At 42.2% G+C, this 25,383-nt stretch carries 25 protein-coding genes; 8 read left to right on the forward strand and 17 right to left on the reverse strand.

The features are described 5' to 3' along the window. The first annotated feature begins 168 nt into the window (after positions 1-168). Positions 169-2,163, forward strand: coding sequence for a sensor histidine kinase (locus tag AAFP14_RS20450; protein ID WP_341734044.1), 1,995 nt, complete (start codon positions 169-171; stop codon positions 2,161-2,163). Positions 2,164-2,585: 422 nt separating this feature from the next. Here the strand turns inward: AAFP14_RS20450 and AAFP14_RS20455 are convergent, their stop codons facing one another. The 5 genes from AAFP14_RS20455 to AAFP14_RS20475 all read right to left on the reverse strand — a co-directional run bounded on the left by AAFP14_RS20455 (position 2,586) and on the right by AAFP14_RS20475 (position 8,699). Next, positions 2,586-4,796 (reverse strand): heavy metal translocating P-type ATPase, encoded by a 2,211-nt coding sequence (locus AAFP14_RS20455; RefSeq protein ID WP_341734045.1) that lies wholly within the window; start codon positions 4,794-4,796, stop codon positions 2,586-2,588. Between the two features lie 293 nt (positions 4,797-5,089). Further along, entirely contained in the window at positions 5,090-5,356 is a 267-nt protein-coding gene (locus AAFP14_RS20460) for a FeoC-like transcriptional regulator (RefSeq protein WP_341734046.1), read from the reverse strand. Positions 5,357-5,560: 204 nt separating this feature from the next. Continuing rightward, positions 5,561-7,903: a Fe(2+) transporter permease subunit FeoB gene (gene feoB, locus AAFP14_RS20465; RefSeq protein ID WP_341734047.1), complete on the reverse strand. Its 2,343-nt coding sequence runs from the start codon at positions 7,901-7,903 to the stop codon at positions 5,561-5,563. After that, on the reverse strand, positions 7,900-8,145 hold the full coding sequence (locus tag AAFP14_RS20470; protein ID WP_341734048.1) for a FeoA family protein: 246 nt from the start codon (positions 8,143-8,145) through the stop codon (positions 7,900-7,902). Before AAFP14_RS20470 ends, feoB begins: the two co-directional genes overlap by 4 nt. Before the next feature lie 179 nt (positions 8,146-8,324). Then, entirely contained in the window at positions 8,325-8,699 is a 375-nt protein-coding gene (locus AAFP14_RS20475; protein ID WP_341734049.1) for a FeoA family protein, read from the reverse strand. Positions 8,700-9,167: 468 nt separating this feature from the next. Between AAFP14_RS20475 and AAFP14_RS20480 the strand changes: the two genes are divergently transcribed. Then, a complete protein-coding gene (locus tag AAFP14_RS20480) occupies positions 9,168-10,058 on the forward strand; it encodes an alpha/beta fold hydrolase (RefSeq protein ID WP_341734050.1) in 891 nt (296 codons plus the stop codon). Positions 10,059-10,144: 86 nt separating this feature from the next. Here the strand turns inward: AAFP14_RS20480 and AAFP14_RS20485 are convergent, their stop codons facing one another. From AAFP14_RS20485 to AAFP14_RS20500, 4 genes are all read right to left on the reverse strand, one after another. Beyond that, positions 10,145-11,047, reverse strand: coding sequence for a glycine betaine ABC transporter substrate-binding protein (locus AAFP14_RS20485; RefSeq protein ID WP_341734051.1), 903 nt, complete (start codon positions 11,045-11,047; stop codon positions 10,145-10,147). Positions 11,048-11,201: 154 nt separating this feature from the next. Then, the gene (locus AAFP14_RS20490) at positions 11,202-11,777 is read right to left on the reverse strand and encodes a Uma2 family endonuclease (protein WP_341734052.1); all 576 of its coding nucleotides are present in this window, start codon (positions 11,775-11,777) and stop codon (positions 11,202-11,204) included. Continuing rightward, positions 11,774-11,938 carry a hypothetical protein gene (locus tag AAFP14_RS20495; RefSeq protein ID WP_341734053.1) on the reverse strand — a complete coding sequence of 55 codons (165 nt, stop codon included), beginning with the start codon at positions 11,936-11,938 and terminating at the stop codon, positions 11,774-11,776. Before AAFP14_RS20495 ends, AAFP14_RS20490 begins: the two co-directional genes overlap by 4 nt. Positions 11,939-12,010: 72 nt before the next feature. Then, the gene (locus AAFP14_RS20500) at positions 12,011-13,384 is read right to left on the reverse strand and encodes a DNA cytosine methyltransferase (protein WP_341734054.1); all 1,374 of its coding nucleotides are present in this window, start codon (positions 13,382-13,384) and stop codon (positions 12,011-12,013) included. 230 nt (positions 13,385-13,614) lie between these two features. On the opposite strand from AAFP14_RS20500, the gene AAFP14_RS20505 reads away from it, so the two are divergent. Then, positions 13,615-13,878 carry a hypothetical protein gene (locus tag AAFP14_RS20505; protein WP_341734055.1) on the forward strand — a complete coding sequence of 88 codons (264 nt, stop codon included), beginning with the start codon at positions 13,615-13,617 and terminating at the stop codon, positions 13,876-13,878. Continuing rightward, entirely contained in the window at positions 13,878-14,243 is a 366-nt protein-coding gene (locus AAFP14_RS20510; RefSeq protein WP_341734056.1) for a type II toxin-antitoxin system VapC family toxin, read from the forward strand. Before AAFP14_RS20505 ends, AAFP14_RS20510 begins: the two co-directional genes overlap by 1 nt. 59 nt (positions 14,244-14,302) lie before the next feature. Here AAFP14_RS20510 and AAFP14_RS20515 read toward each other — a convergent pair whose 3' ends face one another. Together AAFP14_RS20515 and AAFP14_RS20520 are read right to left on the reverse strand one after the other, a co-directional pair. Next, positions 14,303-14,509 carry a type II toxin-antitoxin system HicB family antitoxin gene (locus AAFP14_RS20515; protein WP_341734057.1) on the reverse strand — a complete coding sequence of 69 codons (207 nt, stop codon included), beginning with the start codon at positions 14,507-14,509 and terminating at the stop codon, positions 14,303-14,305. Further along, a complete protein-coding gene (locus AAFP14_RS20520; RefSeq protein WP_341734058.1) occupies positions 14,478-14,762 on the reverse strand; it encodes a BrnA antitoxin family protein in 285 nt (94 codons plus the stop codon). The genes AAFP14_RS20515 and AAFP14_RS20520 overlap by 32 nt, the downstream gene beginning before the upstream one ends. Positions 14,763-14,987: 225 nt before the next feature. Between AAFP14_RS20520 and AAFP14_RS20525 the strand changes: the two genes are divergently transcribed. The 3 genes from AAFP14_RS20525 (at position 14,988) to AAFP14_RS20535 (ending at position 16,355) form a co-directional block, all read left to right on the forward strand. Next, positions 14,988-15,332, forward strand: coding sequence for a PadR family transcriptional regulator (locus AAFP14_RS20525; RefSeq protein WP_341734059.1), 345 nt, complete (start codon positions 14,988-14,990; stop codon positions 15,330-15,332). 1 nt (position 15,333) lies between these two features. Beyond that, the gene (locus AAFP14_RS20530; protein WP_341734060.1) at positions 15,334-16,002 is read left to right on the forward strand and encodes a hypothetical protein; all 669 of its coding nucleotides are present in this window, start codon (positions 15,334-15,336) and stop codon (positions 16,000-16,002) included. 113 nt (positions 16,003-16,115) lie between these two features. Beyond that, on the forward strand, positions 16,116-16,355 hold the full coding sequence (locus AAFP14_RS20535) for a hypothetical protein (RefSeq protein WP_341734061.1): 240 nt from the start codon (positions 16,116-16,118) through the stop codon (positions 16,353-16,355). Positions 16,356-16,589: 234 nt separating this feature from the next. Here AAFP14_RS20535 and AAFP14_RS20540 read toward each other — a convergent pair whose 3' ends face one another. The 6 genes from AAFP14_RS20540 to AAFP14_RS20560 form a co-directional block, all read right to left on the reverse strand. Further along, positions 16,590-16,937: a DUF5615 family PIN-like protein gene (locus tag AAFP14_RS20540; RefSeq protein ID WP_341734062.1), complete on the reverse strand. Its 348-nt coding sequence runs from the start codon at positions 16,935-16,937 to the stop codon at positions 16,590-16,592. Continuing rightward, positions 16,934-17,251 (reverse strand): DUF433 domain-containing protein, encoded by a 318-nt coding sequence (locus AAFP14_RS20545; protein WP_341734063.1) that lies wholly within the window; start codon positions 17,249-17,251, stop codon positions 16,934-16,936. Before AAFP14_RS20545 ends, AAFP14_RS20540 begins: the two co-directional genes overlap by 4 nt. Positions 17,252-17,276: 25 nt before the next feature. Beyond that, positions 17,277-17,339, reverse strand: coding sequence for a toxin-antitoxin system HicB family antitoxin (locus AAFP14_RS26735; protein ID WP_472851073.1), 63 nt, complete (start codon positions 17,337-17,339; stop codon positions 17,277-17,279). Between the two features lie 129 nt (positions 17,340-17,468). Beyond that, a complete protein-coding gene (locus AAFP14_RS20550; RefSeq protein ID WP_341734064.1) occupies positions 17,469-18,308 on the reverse strand; it encodes a TdeIII family type II restriction endonuclease in 840 nt (279 codons plus the stop codon). A 14-nt stretch (positions 18,309-18,322) separates the two neighbouring features. Continuing rightward, entirely contained in the window at positions 18,323-19,693 is a 1,371-nt protein-coding gene (locus tag AAFP14_RS20555; RefSeq protein ID WP_341734065.1) for a DNA cytosine methyltransferase, read from the reverse strand. A gap of 73 nt (positions 19,694-19,766) precedes the next feature. Beyond that, a complete protein-coding gene (locus tag AAFP14_RS20560) occupies positions 19,767-23,780 on the reverse strand; it encodes a magnesium chelatase subunit H (protein WP_341734066.1) in 4,014 nt (1,337 codons plus the stop codon). Positions 23,781-24,300: 520 nt separating this feature from the next. Between AAFP14_RS20560 and AAFP14_RS20565 the strand changes: the two genes are divergently transcribed. Then, positions 24,301-25,290 carry a calcium-binding protein gene (locus AAFP14_RS20565; protein WP_341734067.1) on the forward strand — a complete coding sequence of 330 codons (990 nt, stop codon included), beginning with the start codon at positions 24,301-24,303 and terminating at the stop codon, positions 25,288-25,290. The last annotated feature ends 93 nt before the right edge of the window (positions 25,291-25,383 follow it).

Here is a 25,383-nt window from a genome sequence, read left to right on the forward strand (position 1 = left end):
TAACAAATTTTGGCTACTAAAAGCAGTCTACTCGCCAGGCTGCCCAAATTAATTACAGCGTAAATTCTTTATATATCAAAGATTTGTAGGACTAGCAGCTCGTCGGAATGAAAATTTACGGTTAATGTATTATGATATCTTAATGAGTTTTATTTTTAATAATGATTTATGAACAATCTAAAAAGTGTGATGGCTAGGCCCCGGCTTGCGCCTACGAAGGTAACAACAGCTCAATCAAGATTCCGCCGTTTTCGAGTACCGCTGAGCCTCAAAATTATCGTGCCGTTTCTAAGTGTATCGGTCACTCTATTGTTATTAGTGATACATACAGTCAAAATTGGATTTGCCAACACTCTCGAAAAAGGAGTGCGCGATCAAGTTGAAAACCAAGCAGCTTTAGCCGTGCGAGACTTCAAAAGTCGATCGACTCAATTGACAAAGCAAGCCAAATTGTTATCAGAAGAACCAGAAGTTATTCGTGCAGTAGAACAAAAAGACACAGACATCTTGCGTCAAGATATATTATCTCTACAAACCACTTTTAAATTGGATTTAGTCGAAGTAGTAAACGCGCAAGGTGGCATAGTAGCAGAGTTGCGAGAAGATTGGCTCACAGGGGAAAACTTGAGCAATAGCGCAGCGATAAATTCAGCACTTAAAGGCTTAGAAAAGTCAAATTTCGTCAGCATTGACGGCAAACCACAAGCATTGCTAGTAGGATTTGCACCGATTAGAAGCAGTAATAGGATAATTGGCGCTGTACTAATGGGTTATTTAGTGACAGACGAACAATTGCAGCAAATCAGCATTGATACTAACAATGTGAATTACTTTGCCATCTTCAAATCCGGCGAATTAATTGCCACTAATTTTCCCGAAATTCGCTCTAAATCTTGGCAAGCACCTGCACAACAAACATCAACTACTAAAATCGATATTGAGCACCAATCTTACATCATGCAAACGGTAGAAATGTCGGAGATAAGCGACAGCATAACCCTAGCAGTGTTTAACCCAACAGCGGCAATGCAGCAAACGCAATTAACTTTATCTAATAGGCTAGATAGTTTCTTTTGGGGAGGAGTAATTTTAGCCACTATTGTTGGTGGTGTAGTTAGCCGAATCATCGGAAAACCAATTATAGATTTAACTCAAAATGTGAATTGGATGGCAAGCAATGAATACTTTTCTGGTAAAGTACCCATTCCTTCTGGCTATGAATTAGGTCAACTTGCTGAAGCTTTTAACTTTATGATAGAACAAGTAGAAAAGCGCGATAGTGAACTCAACCTACAGTTGCACCAACTTAGACAAACGCTTCATGATTTAAAAAATGCCCAATCTCAGCTAATTCAAGCCGAAAAAATGTCCGGTTTAGGATTAATGATGGCCGGTATCGCTCACGAAATTAACAACCCAGTCAACTTTATTTATGGCAATCTTTGTCACGCCAACCAATATACCAAAGATTTGCTCAGACTTATAGAGCTTTACCAGCAAGAATATCCGACTGCAAGTGCAGAGATTCAAGACTGCATAGCAGAAATTGAACTCGATTTTTTATCAGAAGATTTGTCAAAGTTACTATCTTCTATGAAAATGGGAACTGAGCGAATTCAGCAAATTGTTTTATCGCTGCGGAACTTCTCTAGGTTAGATGAAGCTGAAATGAAACCAGTCGATATCCATGAAGGAATTGATAGCACTCTATTAATTTTAAACAGCAAAATCAAAACTGCCATTAAAGTCATTAAAAAATATGGAAAACTGCCTTTAGTAGAGTGCTATCCATCGCAGTTAAACCAGGTATTTATGAATATCACAGCCAATGCTGCTGATGCACTGCTGAGCAATCCAAATCTGCGAAACAAGGAGATTGAAATTATCACAGAAATAGCCGGAGTAGATCGAGTGGTGGTGAAGATTAGAGATAACGGTACTGGGATTGACCCGGATGTGATTAATAAATTATTTGATCCATTTTTCACGACTAAACCTGTGGGAAAAGGGACTGGTTTAGGGCTGTCGATTTCCTACCAAATTATCGAGAAGCATCAGGGGAAAATCGAAGTGACTTCGGAACTAGGTGAGGGAGCAGAGTTTGCAATTTATTTGCCTGTTAAATCCCGCATCAGAGAAGCTGCTTGTCTGTGTGGGAGTTAATCGGGCTTCATGAATTTAATATCAGTTGGTGCATCCATATTTTTAAATTTTTAAGTTTGATTAGAAGACACGGCAAGGGAGCATCCAATGAGTACAAATATATCCTCCAACATTGGGATGCACCCTATAACCATCGCCCGATTAATTGTAGGGAAACGGCACTACCCAAGGAGTGTCAACTTAAGGTCAAACCCAGTCAGAGAATGCTGCTTGACTATTAAGGCCAGATCCCCCCTAGCCCCCCGATCGAAGGGGGGGACAGGAGTCTTTTCTCTCGTCCCCCTTCGATCGGGGGATTTAGGGGGATCTGGACTTTGCCTAAAAGCTACATTTATATGGGTTTCAGGCTTAAGTTAGCACCAATGGGCACTGCCGTTTCCTGACTATGGGTAATATCTATTCCGATGCCACGGGATTTGGTATTACTTAGAACGAAATAATCGCATTCCATTTGCTGTCACAATTAAGGATGTTCCTGTATCTGCAAGCACTGCAACTGCTAACCCAACAAATCCAAAAGTTCCCAATAACAAAAACAGCGCTTTTGTTACTATCGAAAAAATCACATTCTGCTGAATTACAGATACAGTGCGGCGGCTCAAATCGACTGCATAGGCGAGTTTTCTTAAGTCGCTACCAACTAGCACTACATCGGCGGTTTCTAGTGCGATATCAATGCCGCCAACTGCAAAGCTGATATCGGCGGCTGCTAAAGCTGGGGCATCGTTTATGCCGTCGCCCACCATTCCGACAGTCCCGAATTTTCGTAATGCTTGAATTTCTTGCAGTTTGTCTTCCGGGAGCAGTTCTGCTTTATACTCAGATAAGTTGAGTTGTTCAGCTATCTGTGCTGCCACAAAAGTACGATCGCCCGTGAGCATTACCAATCGCTTCAGCCCCATCTGTTTGAGGGAATGTACCGCCTCCCCAGCTTCCAACCGCAAGCCGTCAGCCAAAGCAATGATGCCCAACAAACCGCGATTGCTGCCTACCAAAACAGGGGTTTGTCCTAGCTTTTCAATGTCATCTAAAAGAGATAATATTGATGCTGAAAGTGCAATATTTTGGTCGGCAAATAACCTGCGATTGCCTGCAAAATAGAGGTTGTTGCCAAACTTGCCACTAATTCCTTTACCGGGGTAAGCCGTAAAACTTTCAGGAGTTTCTAACTCAATTCCCTCTGCCTCAGCTTGGGCAACAATTGCCTTAGCTAAAGGATGTTCCGATCGCCTTTCCAAACAAGCTCCAATCAATAATACCGCATTTGCGCTCAACTCTCCCAGATCGTACACCTTTTTTACCGTAGGTTTGCCTTGGGTCAAAGTTCCGGTTTTATCAAAAGCAATACTCTGGAGTTTTCCAGCAGTTTCTAGGCCATTTCCACCCTTGAACAAAATGCCTTGACTGGTGGCTGCACCAATGGCGCTGACAATTGACACGGGAGTGGAAATTACTAAGGCGCAAGGACAGGCTATTACTAACATTACCAGGGATCTGTAAAACCAAACGTTAAAGGGCTGAGCAAAAATTAAGGGCCCAATTACAGTTAGGGCGATCGCACTTACAATCACAATAGGAGTATAAATCTCTGCAAACTTGTCCACCCACTGCTGAGTCGGGGCGCGGCTGGATTGTGCTGATTCGACTAAGTGAACAATTTTAGCAACCGTCGTATCGCTAGAAATGTGGGTGACTTGGACTTCCAAAAAGCCAGTTTGATTTAACGTTCCCGCAAAAACCCGATCGCCCTTTTGCTTATCTTCCGGGATAGATTCGCCCGTAATTGGCGATTGGTCGATCGCAGAATTGCCCGATACAACTATACCATCCAAAGCCACCTTTTGTCCGGGGCGAATTGTCAGAATTTCTCCTACTTGAATCTCCTCGACGCGCACCGTTACTTCATGATTATTGTCGCGCTTGACAGTTGCCGTCGGAGGTGTAATATCCATTAAACTAGCAATGGCGCTGCGAGTGCGACTGAAAGTGAAAGTTTGCAAAGTCGTTCCCAAACTAAATAAAAATACAACCAGCGCCCCTTCAAACCAATCGCCTAAAATCACCGCACCAATTACCGAAATTGTCATCAACAAATTCATGTCAGCCCGCCACAAGCGCAACTCCATCAGACCGGCGCGGGCGATCGCAAATCCGGCTACAATAATACCGATACCGTAAAAACCCCGCGACAGCCAAATTGGCAGTGCTAAATGCTGAGTTAACAATCCCAGAACTAATCCCAATCCTGCTAAAATTACAGCCTGTGCCCGGCGATTGCGAATCCAGAATTCCCAGTTAGTTGGATTTGTCTTTTGAGTTTTCTCGACAGTTGAATGCTGGTGATGATGAGGGTGTTCGTGTTCGTGGGAACAGCAGGAATCCTCTGATGGAGGTATTGTTGCGGTATGCTGTTCGATAGTGTAGCCCAAGGTTTTAATGCGATCGAAAATTGCCTTCTCGCTGACTTGTTGCGGGTCATAATTTAACCGCAAGCTTTCTGTTGCAAAAACTACATTGATATCGGTGATTCCCGGTAACTTTTGCAACCCTGCTTCTACGGTTTTGGCGCAGCTACCGCAATCCATGCCGCCAATTTTAGTTTGTAAGGTTTTGAGTGGAGAAGTTGCAGTCATAATCAGTATCCTATTGAGATTTTAGAATAATTATCACAATCATTGAACAGATATTCAGATGTTTAATAAAATCATATACTAATTTCACTAAAGTTGTCTAGTAAGCCCATTGCTAACAACTAAGACTGAAGCCCATAATAAATGTCGCTTTTATTCGAGTCTAGATCCCCCTCGCATCCCCCTTAAGAAGGGGGACTTTGATCGGAATCTTGTCCCCCCCTCCCACCAGGGGGGTTAGGGGGGATCTCCGGGTTTGATTAGTATTCTGTTTTTGAGGTGAGCTTACTTATCACTTAATGGCAAGTTGCAGAAACAGGCTCTTTTTCTGACACCGACTCACCAGAGTTTACCCATACATAAATCTCGGTTGCATCATCGGCGCAACTACCACACCCGCCGCACTTTTTGGCTTGTTCCATTTTTCTGATTCGCCCTTTACGAATTAGGCGATTTAGCATTCCGCGCAAAGCGTCACCATCCATGCGGAAGTGAATTTTTAGATCCGCAATGGAGGCTCTTTTGTTGTCAGCAATAAATTTTTGCAGTTCGCTTAAAATCATGGTTTTTCTGGTTTGGTTGACAGTTAAACGCAGTTATGGGTTAGCGGTTATATCAATTCTGGTTGTATCGGAATGATTAAACCACAGAGAACACAGAGCACACAGAGAAAGAGAAGAGAGAAATAGTAATTCCGATGTCAACGGATTTGATATTATCGGTTATTGGTTAGCTGCTAATAACCAATAACCCAAAATTAATAACAATTAACTACTAATTGCTTCGCGCCGTTTTGGTAGTTTGTCTCCAGCCATTTTTAATCCCGTAATAGTCACACCCATAGCTATTGTTAGTCCGACAATCCAAGCAAGAGACGATTGTGGATGCTGTGAAAATGTGGCGAGTTGATAGTAGCCAACTGCTGTGAAATAGGCGATGCCAGTAGTCCAAGAACCCGCGAATATTGTCCAACCTAAGTTAGTTTCGCGGTAAAGTGCAGCGGTGGCGGAGACGCAGGGAAAGTATAGCAATACAAACAGCAAATAGGCAAAAGCGGCTGCATTAGAACCGAACCGCTGGGACATTTGTCCGTAGGTGCTACCAGAGATGCCTTGCGCTTCTTCTGCTTGTTTTTGATCTGTAATATTGGCTGAACTTAAGCCGAGGGGATCGAAAAGTTGACCGGGGAGTTTTGCGAAATTATCTGGAATACTGACAAATGCTTTGCCGATGTTTCCCCAAAAGCTAAATTCTTCTTCTTTCTCAGGTGCGGAGCCTGCTGCTGATTTTTGTTCGTCTGCTAGTTGGGTGTATAGGGAATCTAAGGTTCCAACCATTACTTCTTTGGCAAATACTCCTGTTAGTAAACCGACGGTGGCTGGCCAGTTTTCTTGGCTGATTCCCATGGGGGTAAATACAGGTGTGACTGTGCGGCCGACGGCGCTCAAAATTGAGTCTTTGCTGTTTTCTTTGCCGAAGGAACCATCGGTGCCGACGGAGTTCATGAATCCTAGTATAATCACCATGATCACGATCGCAATTCCGGCTTTTCTGATAAACGCTTTGAGTCTATCCCAAGTACGCAGTAGCACTCCTTTGAGTTTGGGAATGTGATAGGGCGGCAGTTCCATCACAAAGGGCGCCGCTTCTCCTTGCAAAAGGGTATTTTTTAAAATGAGTCCGGTGAAAACTGCTGCTAAAATTCCGATTAGGTAAAGTCCCAATACCATATTTTGACCGCCGACTTGGAAGAATGCGCCACAAAATAGGGCGTAAACTGCTAATCGGGCGCTACAAGACATGAATGGATTCATCATAATCGTCATGGTGCGATCGCGCTTATTTTCCAAAGTCCGCGTCGCCATAATTCCGGGAATGTTGCAGCCGAAACCTACCATCATCGGTACAAAGGATTTACCGGGAAGTCCGACAAATCGCATTAATCTGTCCATCACAAAAGCGGCCCGCGCCATGTAGCCGGAGTCTTCTAAAACTGACAAACACAAAAACATCATCCCAATTTGAGGGATAAATGTAGATGTGGTTTGAACACCACCGCCAGCACCTTTTGCTAGGAGCCCAATTAACCATCCGGGCGTACTAATGCTGGCTAATAATTCACCGAAACCATCTACAAAAATCGTGCCAAAAAAGATATCAAAAAAATCGATAAACACGCCACCGACATTAATAGAAATCGTAAACATCAGGTACATTACCGCTAAGAATACCGGAATTCCTAGGAAACGGTTGAGAACAATTTGGTCTATTTGGTCGGAAACGCTGGTTTTGACTTCCCTAGAACATTCAGCGACACCTTGGGTTAAGTTGCGGATGAAGGTATAGCGGCTGTCGGCGATGATAATATCGAGGTCATCATCTAGGGTTTCATGGACTCGGCGACGGTGCGGAACTACTATTTTTTCGAGGTCTGTATTGGCGAGTTCCGGGGCGACTTCATCCTGGTATTCTAACAGTTTCAGGGCTGTCCAGCGGGCATCTACAGTGCGATTGGGACTGTATTTTTCGATGTGTGGTATGAGTTGGGCGATCGCATCTTCGATCGCAGCCGGATAAGCGACATAGGCAGATGGTACGATCGGCTTAGCCAGGGCCCGATTAATGGCATCCCGCAATAAAGGAACGCCCTGATTGGAAGCAGCACTCATCGGCACAACCGTACAGCCAAGACGTTCAGCAAGTTTGCTAACATTAATTCTGACATCCCGTTCCTTGGCAACATCCATCATATTCAGCGCCAAAATTGTCGGTACGCGCATCTCCAAGATTTGGGTAGTCAGATACAAATTTCGCTCTAAGTTAGAAGCATCAACAATATTAATAATGACATCCGCTTCACCAGATAGCAAATAATCTCGCGCCACCAATTCATCGAGTCCGGTATCTCCATCTTCGGCATCCAGAGAATAAACTCCAGGCAAATCAACAATGGTAATAGCTAAACCATCATCAGTATATTTTCCCTCTTTCCGTTCCACTGTTACTCCAGGCCAATTACCTACTCGCTGGTTAGCACCAGTCAAGGCATTAAACAAAGTAGTTTTGCCACAGTTAGGATTGCCTACCAATCCAATAATTTGCTTACTCATGATTTCACTTCTTCTACAAATAGACTTTTGGCTTCATCTTTGCGTAAACTGAGTTTGAAACCGCGCACCAGAATTTCTACGGGGTCTCCTAAAGGTGCGTGCCTAGTGATAGTAAATTCAGTCCCCGGTGTCAGCCCCATTGCTAACAATTTACCCTTATAACCTCTGGCTGTTTTCTCGTAGCCAATGACGCGGCCGATAGCACCAACAGCCAAATCCCCTAATTGTTTTTTATCGTTCATCAATTGTTGTAATACAGTCTAAATGTGAACAAATTAAACTCCTGAATCTAGCAACCCTTTCAAAATGTGCGAACAACTCTCTTTACTCTTCCTCTGCGCCCTCTGCGCCCTCTGCGGTTAATAAAAAAAATATTAGTCACAAATCAAATAGGATTGCTGTAGATACAATTTTTTTAGAGCTACCCAGAATTCCTACACATAATTTTCTGTGCCATACCAGCCCCCAAACCGATGCGGTTGTCACCAATTGCCACAATCACAGAACCACCAGAATTGCTGACGATTTGAACTTCGATAGCGGGGACCAATCCCATGCCAATCAGACGGCGCACAGTGCCTTCTGAGCCCTTGAGTTTGACAATCCGCAGTTTCTCGCCGACGCTAGCCATTGCTAGGGGGAATGATTTACCTTCGGGTACCCCAGGCTGAGTTTCTTTACTGCACTCTTCGCTTCCAGAGACTTCTGGTGTCTCGCTGTAAAAGGTGAAACCCTGGAATGGCCTGGGGTTTGACTCTTGCTTTTGTTGGCTGTAGTCTTCTGTGTTTTGTTTCATTGCCTTTGTGATATTGGTTTTAGCAGCAAGTTGTTGGGCTTCATGGCACTAAGAACTTGACATAGATTCTCAATATACTTGAAGCATCGCAATATTACGCATTTTGAGATTTCCCTTACAGTTAGAGATTTCGGACACTGAACTCGCCCAGAGACGGAATTTGGGCTGATTCTTGGGGCCTTGAGAGCTTAAATCTGTCTTGGGTTAGATGCTGCTCTGGGGTAAAATCCTGTGTATGCGACCATTTCTGCTGTTCATCATGTTATATGAAAAATAGTTTATTAGCAATTATTCTCAAATAAATTAACTTAAACAAGCATCCTCAGCCGCTATTTTTAGTAGGCTGGGAAAAATAATTCTCCATGGCGATCGAATTTTCATGGCCCGATCGCCGATCGCCTTACAATAGCGATCGAGCATATATACTTAACCCGCTCCCCCGTACAGATTAACCATCGATCGAGAATTATGCCAGCAAATTTCCTGCCAACATCCATCGCCCAGCTTACAGAATCCACATCCATAGCTTTAGCCCAAAACATTCAACAAACAGTCATTACAACCCCCCTCAGCCCGCAGCCAATTGCCACCACCTACGTCAAGCAAGGTACTGGAAACACACCGATTTTGCTAATTCACGGCTTCGACAGTTCGGTGTTTGAATACCGCCGTCTGTTGCCGCTGCTAGCCGAAAAAAATGAAACTTGGGCGGTGGATTTACTAGGTTTTGGCTTTACGGAAAGATTGGCTGGTTTGCCTTTTAGTGCAAAGGCGATCGGTACTCATCTCTACTATTTTTGGAAAACTCTAATTTCGCAGCCCGTCATCTTAATTGGTGCCTCAATGGGAGGTGCAGCAGCCATTGATTTCACGCTCAATCATCCTCAACTTGTCAAACAATTAATCTTAATAGACAGTGCAGGTTTTGCCATCACTTCTAATAATGGCAAATTTTTAATTCCACCTTTAGGATATTTGGCAACTTCATTTTTACGCAACCCTAAAATTCGCCAAAATATTAGCCTTAATGCTTATTTTGATAAAACCTTCGCTTCTGTCGATGCCCAAACTTGCGCCGCCCTACACCTAGAGATGCCCAATTGGAATCAAGCTTTAATTGCTTTTACCAAAAGCGGTGGTTACTGTGGTTTTGGGGAAAAATTGTCGCAGATTCAGCAGCAAACCCTGATTTTGTGGGGAAAACAAGACCGAATTTTGGGGACTGCGGATGCAGAAAAGTTTGCCAAGGCGATCGCCAATTCTGAACTAATTTGGATACCCGATTGCGGACACGTTCCCCACTTAGAAAAACCGCAGATTACCGCCCAACACATTTTAAAATTTATCGCTAATACATAATCTTTGGGGGATTTTTAGTGGGTGAGTCTGGCTTTTTAAGCTATTTGTTGGTTTCTATTATGGAACAGGCATATTGCCTGTTTTTTTTAATTAGATTTACCAAATTTTTCCTGTAAAAACTGCTGTGCAACTTCTCCAGCATCCTGCTGTTTTCCATCAACTAGGTAATTCATTTTCCGCATCTCTGCTTCTGATATTTTCCCGCCTAATTCTGCGAGGACCGATCGCAATTCTGGGTATTTTGTCAAGATTTGCGATCGCACCACAGGCACTGCCTCATAGGAAAGAAAATAATTCTTATCATCTTTGAGCACCACCAAACCGAAACTTTCAATCAAACCATCAGTAGTATTCCCAGCAATCACATCCACCTCTTTTTGTTGCAAAGCCTGCACCAACAAACCTAATAATAATTCCTTCGGTTCTTCCGCAAATTTAATCCCATAAGTTTTAGCCAATCCCGGAAATCCATCCTCTCTTTCTTTGAACTCTGGTCCAAAACCAGCCCGCAGTTTCGGTGAAACCTTTCCTAATTGCGAAATAGTTTGTAAATTAAATTTTTTCGCATCATCTCCCCGCATAATAATCGCAAAACTATTATTAAATCCCAGGGGTTCAATCCATTCTGCTTTAAACTGTTGCGGATACTCCTGTTTGATATAATTAAAGACTTGTTTGGAATCAGAAGTTGTCTTTTGTTTAAGAATATTGGTGTAAGCAGTACCCGTATATTCGACGTACAAATCAATTTTACCTGCGGCGAGGGATTGATGACAAAGGGAACCTCCCAGATTCAGTTCCCGTTCTACCTTAATATCAGTTTTAGCTTCGATACGGCGCGCTAAAATTTCGGCCAGAATGACTTGTTCAGAAAAATCTTTCGAGCAAATGACAACTTGTTTTTTGGAACTAGAGGTACATCCTGCTACAGCAAACAAGGAAAGCAGCAAGCAGGAGTAGAAAAAAAAATCGTTCTTAGATATTCTCATGAGTTTACTATGTTTTGAATTCTACAAGGGTTAATAGCCATAGCTAAAAATTAATCGGTAATAACCGAAATGAGCAATAAAGGTATCCTTTAACCTATGGTAGCAGAAAACGGACAGGTCAATGATAGGGCGATGGAGCAAGTGCGATCGCACATTACCAGATAGATTCAAGATTCAAAATAAATCCGGGGAGAACATCTTCACCGGATACACTGGCTCGATATTCCAGCATTTCAACTTCTTGATGGGGACGGTAAATTTCAACTTGTCGCGATTTGCGATTAATTAACCAACCCAAAATCGCACCATTATCTCGATACTCTTTCATCTTATCCTGAGTTTCTTTCAAACTATCGCTGGGAGAAAGTAACTCGACGACAAAATCAGGACAAATCGGGGGAAATTTCTGTTGTTGTTCGGGAGTTAGTGCATTCCAGGTTTCTAATTTTACCCAAGAAGCATCAGGCGCTCTATTTGCACCATTAGGAAGTTTGAAACCAGTTGAGGAATCAAACACTTTTCCCAATTTATGTTGCTGATTCCAAATCCAAATCTGTGCAGTTAATCCTGCATTGCTGCTTCCAGCTTCTCCTCCGGCTGGTGACATGATAATTAATTCTCCTTTGGCTGTGCGTTCCAATCTAATATTTTCATTCTCCTGACACAGTTGGAAAAACTGATCGTCTGTCAGCTTAATAATGGGGTTGAGGTTGAGAGTGAGGGTAGTCATAGGGGTATTTTATCGCGGGCTAAACGACCTTTATTGGCGATTGTAGCATCGAGTAAGGCTTGAGGGCGATCGCATTTCGTAATAGCTTTGTTTGTGCGGGCTTGGCGGGAGAAAAGGGTGATACCGATTTCATTTATTCTAGGGGAAATGAATATCACCATCCATAGGTTCTAATATTGTTAAAATTTATCCTATCAATTCCTATTTTTTGAAGATAAGATGCCTGGTCTATATTATAACAAAATAAGTTCTAGTAAAGCTTTGGCTAAATGGTAAACCACAGGAATTGACACAGCATTACCCAATTGATGTTTGGCTGTAGTTTCATTTTCAGTAATCTTGAACCATTCGGGAAATCCTTGCAATTTTGCGTAATCCTGTGCTGTTAAAGGTTGGAAGTTTTTCTTTTCATAAATTTCCCTAATAAATGTTTGCTTATATGCTAATGGTTCTTGACATTGAATCGAGATTGTTGCCACAAAGTCTCTAGTTCCAGTTGCAGTCAAAGTGGCGATCGCATCCGCATGAGGTAAGAAAATTTTAGAAATCCCGTTAATCCCTGAAGAAATTTTAGAGTTCACAAAATCATAGCCTTTCTCATCTACATTTCGCAAAATTTCCTTGTCAACTAAACTATCTATTTCTGCTTGTTGTAACTCAGGAATTAGTGTTGCTAACACTTTAAATTCTAAAGGATTACCGTCCTTTTCTCCATAAATATTTTTTCTACGATTTTTCATAATCGTTTGACAGATTAATTTTTCCCTGCTAGTTGTTTCGATTAAATCCCAAGAATGAATTGCAGTATGTCCATCTCTAATATCAGTAAATAAGAAAAAGTCATTTAATTCATCTAACTTTTGAAATCTGCCTCTAGAGCCGGGTATTTTGCCATCAAATAAAACGGTTGGTGAAAATTTTTGCTTCCGAAAATTGCTAGGCTGAATTCCTGGTATCACATCATAAAGCTTTATAACGCGCTCGATGGGTTTAGGAAATGTGAATCCCCAGCATTTTTCTATGTCATTCCTAATCCCAACAATAAACATTCTATCTCTATCTTGCGGTAATCCAAAATCATAGGAATTTAGGACTTCGTATTTGACAACATAACCAGATGATGTTAAATTATTAATTATGTATTTCAAGCTGTCTATATTTCTTGGTTCGGTCAAGCCTTTGACATTTTCAAATATAAAAGCTTTGGGACGATTAGCTTTGACTACCCTAAATACGTCTATCCATAACTGGCCTCTTGGGTCGTCCAAACCTTGCATTTTACCTGCGATCGACCAAGGCTGACAGGGAACACCACCCACTAATACATCTATCGGAAAAGGCAATTGATTTAGATTGGTAATATCTCCTAAATATACTTCATCTAAGTTGGCATCTTTAATAAAATTATCTCGATAAACTTGAATGGCTTTTTTATCAATTTCTGAATAGCCTAAGCATTTACAGCCTAATTCTTCCAGAGGAATTCTAAAGCCACCAATTCCAGCAAATAAGTCTACGAACGTTAATTGCGATCGGGCAGTTTTAATAGAATTTGGATTGAATAGTTCAAAGAATTCAAGTTGTTGAGCATACATAGTAGGGTTCATTTTATTTTTGTTTTGACTGAAATTATACATAAGATTATCGCACATCTATTGACTATTTTTTACGTGATGTTCGACATAAGAACGCAGCACAGAATTTTTACTTATAGAATAGCACAAAGGGCGATCGCCCTGCGAGAATACTCCTCAAAGTCAGATTATGGCGAAAACGGAGGGGCGAGTCAGTCACCAAGGGCTATAATGGTAAAAATAGAGAATAGTGGATATTAGCTATGCAGCAAATATTTGAGGCTATATTGAAGGGAAACCTTTTAGAATGGGCTAATGAGGTTCCAAGACAGGGCGATCGCCCTGTCAAAGTTTACGTTACTTTACAAGAAGAGCGATCGACTTTAAGTGCTGAGCTTCGCCGTCAGAGAATAGTTGAAATATTGGAAAAAATTGCAGCAAGTAATGTCTTTGCTGATATTAACGATCCGGTGGAATGGCAGCGAGAGTTGCGTCAAGATCGTCCACTTCCAGGTAGGGATGAATAATGCTGCTTGACAGTAATATTATTATCTACGCTTCCCAGCCAGAAAACCCGCAGATTAGGCAGTTTATTGGCGAACATGACATATTTGTATCAGCAATAAGTTACGTTGAAGTGCTGGGTTATCATCGGCTAACGGAAGAGTATAGATTGTACTTTGAGGAATTCTTTGGTGTGGTGGAGGTTTTACCAATTTCTAACGCTGTACTCGATCGCGCAGTGCTGTTGCGACAGATGAGGAGAATGACACTAGGGGATGCTATTATTGCGGCAACAGCTTTGGTATATGGCAGAACTTTAGTGACAAGAAATATAGGGGATTTTCGGTGGATTGCTGAACTCACACTGATTAACCCGTTTGAGGTTTAAGAAAGAGGGGCGATCGTACTTTGGGAAGATAAGGGCGATCGCCTGTGATTCTATTTCAACTACGCAAACATCGATCGACCTTTCGGTTGTGGAATAGGATGACCCACTGCGTTAGCCGTTTCTATCCACTCCTGCATCATAATCTCTAGATTTTGCAGTGCTTCTTGATAATTTTCGCCATCCGCAGCACATCCCGGCAATTCAGGTAGTTGGGCAATAAATGCCTGGTCTTCCTCACTCCAGTAAATGATTACTTCGTACTTCATTATTGTTCTTTATGTGATGTTCAACATAAGAGCGCAGCACAGCATTCATCAGAGATTGATAACCTTTTCCTTGACTTTTAAACCAATCTAATACATCGCGATCGACTCTTAAAGAAATAGCGTGTTTGGTCAGTGGTTTTACCTGTTTTGCTTGTGACCAGAAACTCGCATCTAATTCAGAAATATCAGATGTATCGATCGCAGATTCTGGAATGTTTTCTAATTCTTCAAGTCGTTTGGGCGAGATAGTCATATTCAAACGGCAGAAAATTGTATATACAAAACGTATCTACTTATAGAATAGCATAAAGGGCGATCGCATTCCTACTCATCTGCCTCCAATCCTGAAATGTAGGTGACATATGCGATCCAACAAGCGAACGCTAGCTTAATGTAACTCGATCTCAAAGTCCCTTGACACTATCAAATAGTTTGATATACCATTGGGTATGAGATGAACATCAAATGACAGGAGAGTATGAAAAAGAATCAAGATAGCATTTTTGATTTGTCCCCAAAAGAAGAAGCTGTACTCACATCAGTCTTTCACCGTGAACGTTACGGCCTGGAGATTATTGAGGCGGTGAAGGAGGCGAGTGGCGGGAAAATTAAACTCGGCTTTGGTTCTCTGTACCCAACCCTCCACAAGCTAGAGGAGAAAGGCTATTTAGAAGCACGCTGGGGTGATGAGACGCCGGAAGAAAGAGGAGGTGCGCGACGGAGGTACTACAGGATTACAGGGTTAGGTCAGAAAGTTCTAGCTGAAAAACAGCAATTTCTCAACGATCTGGCTGGGTGGGAACCAGCTTGGGGAGGGGTATAAGATGAACGAGAAAATGTTGTTAAGCAAAGACCAACTTATAATAGCCAGCATAGGTATCATCTCATTAATTTTCTTTAGCTTTATTATTGGTGATATGCTGGGTATAGTCTGCCTTTTCTCTAATCATACCCTAGCAAAGACGCTATTTGGCATATTTCTGTTTTTTCCTGCCACTTTCATATTTTTTGTGGGACTTCTTTTGATGTCTTATGGAGTTTTTCATTATCTTTGTGATGGTCGAGATACAGCGCCAGAAAAAGGCAGTAAAATGATTCTAAATTCCGTAGTTTCCATTTTTTTTCCTGGTATCTTCATTCTGGTGACTGATGTTATTTTTCTCAAAGTTCCATTTGGCATCCATCTGTTGTTTAGTTACTGCTTCTTACTGCTTTTGCTATTTGCAACGCAGGTTTACAGAGAATGGTCAGCCATACCAGAACAAGATGCGAAGGCTCGGTTCATTGTTTTTCTTGAAAATATCGTTCCAATACAATTTCAGGAAGAGTGGCTGGGTGATTTGCAAGAGCATTATCATGAGTTAATCAAGGATAGCACTCCACTGTGGAAGGTATATTTGATAATCTTATTCACAGGTTTAGGTTTAATCCGCTCTTACCTCTGGTTGAAAGTCTATAAGTTAGTTTCACGATGGATGATCAGAGCAAAATAGGTTTTCTTGGGATAGACGCTATAGCTAACAAGCAACGGTGAGAATTCTAGAAAAAAGGCACCGATAACTAACCTGGTGCCTGCATTGAATAAAACACACACTGATTCTAACATATGCGACAGCTCAAAAGTTCTCATGGTGTCAGAGTTCCAAACTCTCAACGCCGTCAGTTTTTTGCTACCCAAATTTTACTGGTCAAGATGGCAATTATTTGCTTTGCAGGTGGTGTGACTATTTACTATCAACAAAGTGTAATAGTCGGTACATTCGCGTCAATGATTGCAGGGTGTACTGTAGAAATAATTGATGCTTGGCGCGAACAACACAACGATCGAAAACTGAAAAAAATGTGACGAGGGTGAAGTAATTTTGTGTTAGGGGTAAGGCAAGCCCTACCCCTATCAAATAAGAAGTTGGTTATAAAGCAATACGGTTCAGATAAGACCGATCCCCCCTAGCTAAGAGGGCGGGCACGGGGGCACCGCCCCTACAAAGGGGGGAACAAGAAGTTACTCAAAGTCCCCCTTCTTAAGGGGGATTTAGGGGGATCTCCGGGGAATCAACACTGTTAACTGAACCGTATTGGGTTATAAAGGTAGGTACTGAACGCGGTTAACTAAATCTTCAGGTTCGCTAACCTTAGCAACAATTTCCAAGTCACGAATGCAATCACCAAAAGTTACATTCTGTTGATGGGCATAGATAACGCCAGAAAAATTTACTTCTGCTTGCTGGCGGCTGTTAGCTATGGCTAAAAAATCTTCGTCTTGTGTAAAAACAACGCGCTGAAGATCGGTTGCGCGATCGAGTATAATAGGGTCTGGCGTGTTTTGATGGTTATCTTCTTGAGTTCTCAAAACATCTACATCTCTTTGTCTCAGTTTATTTGTAATCGGTACAGGCACATTCTCATCCATGTACAAAGCTATACTCATTTAATTAATCCTTGGGCGCGGAGTTTTTTAGCCGCTTGAGATTCGCCCGCTTCTAATCGCAACTTTTCGGCATACTCAAATCGGCGCTGCATATCTGCATCAAGCTCTTGTTTGCGATCCCAGTAGTAGGCTAAAGCAGAGTAAATTTTACTCAAAGTTAGGTGAGGATAGCTTTCCAGTAATTCTTCATGACTCAAGCTGTAAGCTTTTACCGAAGTCATTAATTCAACTACTTTCATCGTAGTCCCTGTGATGATAGGCACATTCTTCTCATCTAATTCTATGTATTTATATTCGGTTGCAGTTAGTGGCATAGTTTACCTCGTTCATGGATATAATTTAATTATAGGGTTGATCTGGTTCCTGTCCCAATTCTTTGCAAAACTCTAGATAATCATCGATCGAGTTTTGGAATTATTGGCGAGCTTCTTTAATAGTTTGTGCTTTGAAAGTCACTACATCATTAATGTCAAGCACTCGCCCGAACAGAATTTCCGCTTCTAAATCTACTTCAATAAAAATTCTCTCTCCTTAAAACCCAAAAGCTAAAGCATCCATCATATATTTACTTCTCTCACGTCCCACTTCTAAATATATTTCCAATAATTCCTCATAAGCAGTAGGTCCACCTACAATATTCCAAAATTCATCTCCAATAACTACAGCTTCATCAAAAGGCAAATAATTTCTTGCCTGAGACCACTTATAAACAGCTTTTGTTACACCATAGGGATTATAAGGCATCGCATAGTAAGCTTGCAATTGCGGACGCTTTACACCCCGCAGTAAATGAAACCTCAACAGACGCTGGATAACTTCTAAGCATTGACCCTTATTCGGCTTAGGAGCTTTAATTTCAAATAAGTATTCTATTCCGTCATTAGCAAAAATACAAAGGTCAGCACGTACACTTTTTGTTGCCAAATCATCGGAGCGTCTAGCATTTAGCACTGCTGTTATCATCTGCTCAAAAGATGGTTTAGTTTGTCCTTTTTTATCCATAGATTCATAGTATTCTTTCTGACGTTGGGCTTCTTCAAAAGCTGCAATACTAACTTCCGCTCTGATATCATATCCTCGGCGTGCATCCTGATGATGTTCAAGGGCAATTAACCGAGCGCATTCTTCAAGAGAGTTTCCTAATCTGGTACTTAAGCCTCGCTCAAATTGATTGATGCGTATTAATTCTATTGGAATTAGCGCGGCTTGAAAAGGTTTTAATTCTCCATTAATTGAACTGCGCGATAGGTATTCTATTCCTGTAGTTGATTTGTGAATAATCCGACCTTTGTATTCATCTACAATACCCTGAATAAAACCTTCAAGATATCCTTTAATTATTGCTCGTTGTTTTGTGCTAATAGCTGCCATGTTTAAACTTACAATTACAAAATAATTTCGAGTAATGCTTTGGCTAAATGGTAAACCACAGGAATTGACACAGCATTACCCAATTGATGTTTTGCTGTAGTTTCATTTTCAGAAATTTTGAACCATTCAGGAAATCCTTGCAATTTTGCGTAATCCTGTGAAGTTAGAGGTTGGAAGTTTTTCTTTTCATAAATTTCCCTAATAAATGTTTCCTTATATGCTGCTGGTTCTTGACATTGAATCGAGATTGTTGCCACAAAGTCTCTAGTTCCAGTTGCTGTTAAAGTGGCGATCGCATCCGCATGAGGTAAGAAAATTTTAGAAATGCCGTTAATCCCTGAAGAAATTTTAGAATTTACAAAATCATAGCCTTTTTCATCTACACTCCGCAAAATTTCCTTGTCAACTAACTTGTCAATTTCTGTTTGTTTTAACTCAGGAATTAGTGTTGCTAACACTTTAAATCCTAAAGGATTACCGTCCTTTTCTCCATAAATATTTTTTCTCCGATTTTTCATAATCGTTTGACAAATTAATTTTTCCCTGCTAGTTGTTTCTATTAAATCCCAAGAATGGATGGTAGTATGTCCATCTCTAATATCAGTAAATAAGAAAAAGTCATTTAATTCATCTAGCTTTTGAAATCTGCCTCTGGAACCCGGTATTTTGCCATCAAATAAAACGGTTGGTGAAAATTTTTGCTTCCGAAAATTGCTACGCTGAATCCCTGGTATCACATCATAAAGCTTTATAACGCTATCGATGGGTTTAGGAAATGTAAATCCCCAGCATTTTTCTATGTCATTCCTAATACCAACAATAAACATTCTATCTCTATCTTGCGGTAATCCAAAATCATAGGAATTTAGCACCTCATATTTGACAACATAACCAGATGATGTGAAATTATTAATTATATATTTTAAGCTTTCTATATTTCTTGGTTCTGTCAAGCCTTTGACATTTTCAAATATAAAAGCTTTGGGACGATTAGCTTTTACTACCCTAAATACATCTGTCCATAACTTACCTCTTGGGTCGTCCAAACCTTGCATTTTACCTGCAATAGACCAAGGTTGACAGGGAACACCACCCACTAATACATCTATGGCAAAAGGAAATTGATTTAGATTGGTAATATCTCCTAAATATACCTCATCTGAGTTGGCATCTTTAATAAAATTATCTCGATAAACTTGAATGGCTTTTTTATCAATTTCTGAATAGCCTAAACATTTACAGCCTAATTCTTCGAGAGGAATTCTAAAGCCACCAATTCCAGCAAATAAGTCTACGAACGTTAATTGCGATCGGATAGTTTTAAGAGAATTTGGATTGAAGAGATCGAATAATTCAAGTTGTTGAGCATACATAGTTGGATTCATTTTATTTTCGTTCTGACTGAACTTAGACATAAAATAGTCAAGAGGCAGGCCAAAAAGCCTGCCCCACACTATCCTATTCTACCCCCTCAATCCGGTCTTCCACCTCCTGATAAAGTTCACGCAACCTGTCCAAATTACTCTCCGAAGTCTCCCAATAACCCCGGCCATTCACCTCAAGCAAAGTGCTCACAATCTTGCGGAATGAGTGAGGATTTAAGTTGAGCAAACGCTTCTGCATCTCCTCATCTTGAATAAACGTACCGTTCACATCCTCATACACCCAATTATCCACCGCGCCCGCAGTCGCACTCCATCCAGTCGTATTCACCAAACGCTTAGAAATCTCCCGCACGCCTTCATAACCGTGCGATAACATCCCCTCGTACCACTTCGGATTCAGCAACTTAGTCCGCGAATCTAAACGCACCGTTTCTGATAGCGTCCGCACCTGCGCGTTGGCTGTGGTGGTATCAGCAACAAAGGATGCTGGTTTCTTCCCATCTGCGCGCAAACTGCCGATCAATTTAGTTGGATCGGAGTCGAAATAGTGCGACACGTCGGTTAGCGAAATCTCCGCAGAATCTAAGTTTTGGAAGGTGACTTCAGCAGTTTTCAAGGATGACTCAAAAATCTGCCTGTCTTGTTCCATTGTGCCGGGATTGTCGGAAGAAAAGGCGAAGGATTTGCGGGTTAAGTACATTTCCTGCAACTCGGCTTCGCTTTCCCAGGTGCTGTTTTCTACAGCTAAGTTGACGTTAGATGAATAGGAACCGGAAGCATTGGAAAAGACACGGGTGGCTGCTTGGCGCAGGTTGATTCCCATTTCTTCGGCTTGCTTCAAGGCGTGTTTGCGGACGAAGTTCATTTCTAAGGGTTCGTCGGCTTCTGCTGCCATTTTCACGGCTTTATCTAACAGGTTCATTTGGTTGATGAACAAGTCGCGGAATACGCCGGAACAGTTAATTACTACGTCGATCCGAGGGCGTCCTAACTCTTCTAAAGACAGCAATTCCAGTTTGTTGACGCGGCCCAAGGCGTCGGGTACGGGCTTGACTCCCACCATCCACATTACTTGGGCGAGGGATTCGCCGTAAGTCTTGATGTTGTCGGTTCCCCACAATACAACGGCGATGGTTTCTGGGTAATTTCCGCCGTTATCTAGGCGCTGTCTTTCTAATAGTCTGTCAACGACAACCTTAGCAGACTTAACTGCTCCTGTAGTGGGGATTGACTGCGGGTCCAAAGCGTGCATATTCTTGCCAGTTGGCAAAACATCCGGGTTGCGAATCGGATCGCCACCGGGGCCGGGGAGAATGTATTCGCCTTCTAATGCGCGCAACAAGGCGCCCAATTCGTTGTCGGCGCAAACTTGTTCTAAGCAGAATTCCAGATACTCAAACAGCGGTTTAATCAGGTCTGAATCGACTTTTTTGTAACCCGCTGCGTGTAAGGATTCAATCCAAGGTGTTTTCTTGCCCATGTTGAAGAAATTCAACTTGGAAACTAGGGAAACTCTACCATCAGCATCGGTTTGTTCTTTGACTAAAGCGGTGACGGCATGGCGACAGGCTAAGGTGATGTTTTGCAGCAATTCAACATCTGCTAAAATGCCTTTGTCGTTGTTGCTGTAGATATCGTCAATATTGCGATCGCAACTTTGAGCAATAATCCGCGACAAACTGACTAATCCATCTTCTTCCCGGTCTAAATTGGCAATGTTAACCAAAGTTGCGATCGCCTCTTCCGCAGTCGGTGGCTTACCAATAACGTGCAAACCACAAGGTAACAACCGCGACTCAATCTCCATCAATTTGCGGTAAACCAAACCAACTAAATTGTCCCGTTCCTCCGCAGTCATGCCCGCAGCGACACCTCTTTCTTGTTCGGGAGGTAGATCGATATCTTTGTCTAAATTCACCAAACGGCATTTTTCGACGATCGCATCTACAATCGGCACACCGCGCCCAGTATCTTTCAAAGTTTGATAAGAAGCAATCAACTCGCTGAGTTCCTGCAAACCTTTATACAACCCAGCATTTTCAGCCGGAGGAGTCAGATAGCTGATAGTTTCAGCATAACTGCGACGCTTAGCAATTGTTGCCTCGCTGGGATTATTAGCAGCGTAATAATAGAGGTTAGGAATCTTGCCGATCAAACTATCAGGATAACAATCCACAGACATTCCCATCTGCTTACCGGGCATGAATTCCAGGGAACCATGAGTGCCAAAGTGCAGCACCGCATCCGCACCCCAAATGCGCTCTAAATAAGTGTAGTAAGCAGCAAAACCGTGGTGGGGACTAGCAGAACGAGAGAATAACAACCGCATCGGATCGCCTTCATAGCCAAAAGTCGGTTGTACTCCGATAAACACATTGCCAAAGTGTTTGCCATAAATCAGCAAATTTTGTCCATCGCTGTTCAAATGTCCGGGAGGTGGGCCCCAATTTTCTTGCAAGCGTTCCGAGTAAGGAGTCAATTCTTCATACTCAGCTACAGACATTCGGTAAGCAATATTTAATTCCGGGCTTTGGTATTGGGCTGTGGCATCATGGATGACTTCTTGCATCAGTTTCTCCGCAGAATCTGGCAATTCTGGCAAGTCATAACCGTTGCCTTTTAAGCCTTTCAATACTTCGTAAATCGAGCCAAAAACGTCTAAATAAGCTGCCGTTCCGACGTTCCCTTTGTCAGGAGGGAAACTGAAAACTGTAATGGCAACTTTCTTGTCTAATTTGGGTTTGCGGCGCAGGACTGCCCATTTCATGGCGCGCTGGGAAATCGCCTCAATTCTATCTTGAAGGGCGATCGCCTTTCCAGTAGCACCATCGCGTCCCGACACAATAATCGGTTCGATCGCACCATCCAACTCAGGAATCGCCACTTGCAGGGCAACTTGAATCGGGTGCAAACCTAAATCGCTATTTTCCCATTCTTCAGTTGTTTGGAAAACCAGCGGCAAAGCCACCATGTAAGGGCGATTTAATTTCTTCAAAGATTCGATCGCCTTCGGGTGATCTTGTTTCGCCGGCCCACCCACCAAAGCAAAACCAGTCAAAGAAACCACCGCATCAACAATCGGCAGAGGTGCAACACCTTTAGCCCCAACTTCCAAGAAGAAAGTTTCGACTGGTTTCGAGAAGTCCAAACCACCGGCAAAAATCGGGATAACTCTCGCGCCCATGGCCTCCAATTCCTGCACCATGGCTACATAGTGCGCGTCATCTCCTGTCACTAAGTGAGTGCGTTGCAACACTAAACCAATGCAAGGTGCGAGGGGATCTTTGAGATCCGCAGAAATATCTGTGCGGGCATTAAACCAGTTCAGATATGCTTTAACATCCTCAAACATCGACGGTGCCAAAGGATGCCAAATCCCCATGTCTAGGTAAACAACAGGTTCTTGGTATTGTAGGGGCAATCCCCCCGTGGTTGCCCCCTGGCCTTTGAACACATATTTCTGTGACAGCATCAGCAAAAAGTTTTCCAAGTTTTCTTGGGAACCTCCCAGCCAATACTGGAAACTCAGCATGAAGTTGCGGGCATCTTGAGCTTTGTCAATAGGCAAATATTTCAGGACTTTCGGCAAGGTTTGCAGCAGCTTCAGCATTCCGTCTTGGAAGGAACTACCGGATTTTTCCTTCCGTTTTTTCATGAATTCGCCGATCGCACTTTTGCTTTGTCCCAACTGTGCCATCGAGAAACTGCCCATTTTATTGAGCCGCATCACCCCAGGCATCGACGGGAAAACCACGGCGACATCCAAGTTGTCGCGCACCGGTTCCACCGCCGCTACCACTTTTTCGGCTAAATCTTCGATAAAAATTAGAGAAGCTATAAATACGTTGGCATCAGCGACATCCCGTTTGAAAGCTTCGTAGTTTTCCGGGCTGCGAAGTTCTTCGATCAGGTAGCCGCTGATTTCGATCGCCAGATTCGGATTTTTGTTGTTGATCGATCGAACCGCTGCCGACAGGGCGCTTTGATACTGCGGTTCCAGTACGACATAGACCACCTTGAGGAGCGATCGCCCCTGCAAGTTTTCCGGCACAACGTGGCGAATGGTGGGCTTGACGTGAGTGAACATCCGGTTAGGCTCCTTTAAGATGCTGTTTTTCAGAATCGGGAATTTTTCTATCCCATAAGCATTTTTACCAGAAAATGCTTGCCATTAGGTGATTTGAGCCTGCACATGACACAATTCGACAAATTTAGGCCAATTTTTAGTTACATTTTTTTACAAATTCCTTGAGCAAACACTCCAAATTTTGTTTACATAAATTTACTTGACATATTTACGCTTATGTGTTTTATATGTTCAATCGCGAAATAATCCCAACTCTACCCAGCTAGCAGTAAAAAATTTACAAATTTGGTAGCAAAAATAAAACTTGCGATAGAGCAATTAGCAGAGGTAAAAATATATAGATTATGAATTTCTCATGAATATTTAGGAACAATTATTTGTTACAAAAATTGATAATTTACCAGGAACTTAAAACCTGTTAATAGCCTCTTGATTATGTAAATTCCTGAGCAGCGATCTAGTTGATGAAAATCTAATTAGTATTCACGAACAAACTCATCAAAACCTTGGTAAAAACAATATGGCTAACTACGCAATTTTTGACGAAAAATACTACCTTGCCTCCTATCCTTGGCTGAAACCAGCCATTGATGCAGGAATCATCAAATCTGGCAGAGAACACTTTGAAAAATTCGGTCAAGCCGCCGGCCTCACCAAAATATCGCGGTATTTTGACGAAGCTACTTACCTAGCTGGGAATCCAGACCTCCAACCCTTCGTCCGCACCATCAACCCAAACGCACCTTTTGCCACAGGCTTAGATCACTTTATCCAGTTTGGTTACGATGAAGGACAGCGACGCACCCAAGTATCGCCGGACTACAACGAAGATTTTTATTTAGCAAATAATTCAGAATTGCGATCGTTTGTAGGTCCTAATGGACCGTTCAAATCAGGATACCAGCATTTCATTCAATTCGGGGCTAAAGAAGGTCGTTTTGGAACTTCATTTTTTGAATCAGAATACTTAAAGAAAAACCCCGACCTAGTGCCGTTTGTCAACTCTGGAACCTTAAAAACAGGTCGCGAACACTACGTCAATTTTGGGAAAAATGAGCCAAGCCGCTCTGCTACTTTTGTTGGGAGTCGCACCAACGACATCATCACAGGTATTGGTGTGGGGAATACCGAACTGATTGGAGTGGAAGTAGGTATCAATCCCCAAGGCAATCGGCAGTATGAAAGCTTTGGAACCAATGAGTTCGATGTCTTGATTGGCAGCCCAGGAGTTGATACCTTTGTACTCGGAGTTCCTGCTACAAGTGGCAATGTCACCCCGACCCCACTCTATTTGGGTAACGGTCAAGCTACTATTCGGAACTTCAACGTAGATAACGATTTTATCCAACTGCAAGGAAATTCTTTAAGCGATGGCTACGGCTTAACTCCCGTTGGCAACAACTTGTCAATCCAGCGTTTTGGAGATGTACTCGGCGTGATTGAAGGAGGAGCAAATTTAAATTTAACCTTCCTAGAATCTAACGGTAACGGTACTTTCTTGATTGGATAGTCATCAGTAATTAGTCATTACTCATAGGTCATCAGTATTAATTAATCCTGATGACTTATGACTTTTTTAGTTAGCACTTTACTTGCTTAAATA

The sequence above is a fragment of the Microcoleus sp. EPA2 genome, assembly GCA_020882975.1.
Classification (GTDB): Bacteria; Cyanobacteriota; Cyanobacteriia; order Cyanobacteriales; family Microcoleaceae; genus Microcoleus.

What these genes read in the sequence shown, in the direction of transcription:
- AAFP14_RS20450 (WP_341734044.1), top strand. Translation starts at nt 169, where the DNA reads ATGAACAATCTAAAAAGTGTGATGGCTAGGCCCCGGCTTGCGCCTACG.
- AAFP14_RS20455 (WP_341734045.1), bottom strand. Translation starts at nt 4,796, where the DNA reads ATGACTGCAACTTCTCCACTCAAAACCTTACAAACTAAAATTGGCGGC.
- AAFP14_RS20460 (WP_341734046.1), bottom strand. Translation starts at nt 5,356, where the DNA reads ATGATTTTAAGCGAACTGCAAAAATTTATTGCTGACAACAAAAGAGCC.
- feoB (WP_341734047.1), bottom strand. Translation starts at nt 7,903, where the DNA reads ATGAGTAAGCAAATTATTGGATTGGTAGGCAATCCTAACTGTGGCAAA.
- AAFP14_RS20470 (WP_341734048.1), bottom strand. Translation starts at nt 8,145, where the DNA reads ATGAACGATAAAAAACAATTAGGGGATTTGGCTGTTGGTGCTATCGGC.
- AAFP14_RS20475 (WP_341734049.1), bottom strand. Translation starts at nt 8,699, where the DNA reads ATGAAACAAAACACAGAAGACTACAGCCAACAAAAGCAAGAGTCAAAC.
- AAFP14_RS20480 (WP_341734050.1), top strand. Translation starts at nt 9,168, where the DNA reads ATGCCAGCAAATTTCCTGCCAACATCCATCGCCCAGCTTACAGAATCC.
- AAFP14_RS20485 (WP_341734051.1), bottom strand. Translation starts at nt 11,047, where the DNA reads ATGAGAATATCTAAGAACGATTTTTTTTTCTACTCCTGCTTGCTGCTT.
- AAFP14_RS20490 (WP_341734052.1), bottom strand. Translation starts at nt 11,777, where the DNA reads ATGACTACCCTCACTCTCAACCTCAACCCCATTATTAAGCTGACAGAC.
- AAFP14_RS20495 (WP_341734053.1), bottom strand. Translation starts at nt 11,938, where the DNA reads ATGGTGATATTCATTTCCCCTAGAATAAATGAAATCGGTATCACCCTT.
- AAFP14_RS20500 (WP_341734054.1), bottom strand. Translation starts at nt 13,384, where the DNA reads ATGAACCCTACTATGTATGCTCAACAACTTGAATTCTTTGAACTATTC.
- AAFP14_RS20505 (WP_341734055.1), top strand. Translation starts at nt 13,615, where the DNA reads ATGCAGCAAATATTTGAGGCTATATTGAAGGGAAACCTTTTAGAATGG.
- AAFP14_RS20510 (WP_341734056.1), top strand. Translation starts at nt 13,878, where the DNA reads ATGCTGCTTGACAGTAATATTATTATCTACGCTTCCCAGCCAGAAAAC.
- AAFP14_RS20515 (WP_341734057.1), bottom strand. Translation starts at nt 14,509, where the DNA reads ATGAAGTACGAAGTAATCATTTACTGGAGTGAGGAAGACCAGGCATTT.
- AAFP14_RS20520 (WP_341734058.1), bottom strand. Translation starts at nt 14,762, where the DNA reads ATGACTATCTCGCCCAAACGACTTGAAGAATTAGAAAACATTCCAGAA.
- AAFP14_RS20525 (WP_341734059.1), top strand. Translation starts at nt 14,988, where the DNA reads ATGAAAAAGAATCAAGATAGCATTTTTGATTTGTCCCCAAAAGAAGAA.
- AAFP14_RS20530 (WP_341734060.1), top strand. Translation starts at nt 15,334, where the DNA reads ATGAACGAGAAAATGTTGTTAAGCAAAGACCAACTTATAATAGCCAGC.
- AAFP14_RS20535 (WP_341734061.1), top strand. Translation starts at nt 16,116, where the DNA reads ATGCGACAGCTCAAAAGTTCTCATGGTGTCAGAGTTCCAAACTCTCAA.
- AAFP14_RS20540 (WP_341734062.1), bottom strand. Translation starts at nt 16,937, where the DNA reads ATGAGTATAGCTTTGTACATGGATGAGAATGTGCCTGTACCGATTACA.
- AAFP14_RS20545 (WP_341734063.1), bottom strand. Translation starts at nt 17,251, where the DNA reads ATGCCACTAACTGCAACCGAATATAAATACATAGAATTAGATGAGAAG.
- AAFP14_RS20550 (WP_341734064.1), bottom strand. Translation starts at nt 18,308, where the DNA reads ATGGCAGCTATTAGCACAAAACAACGAGCAATAATTAAAGGATATCTT.
- AAFP14_RS20555 (WP_341734065.1), bottom strand. Translation starts at nt 19,693, where the DNA reads ATGAATCCAACTATGTATGCTCAACAACTTGAATTATTCGATCTCTTC.
- AAFP14_RS20560 (WP_341734066.1), bottom strand. Translation starts at nt 23,780, where the DNA reads ATGTTCACTCACGTCAAGCCCACCATTCGCCACGTTGTGCCGGAAAAC.
- AAFP14_RS20565 (WP_341734067.1), top strand. Translation starts at nt 24,301, where the DNA reads ATGGCTAACTACGCAATTTTTGACGAAAAATACTACCTTGCCTCCTAT.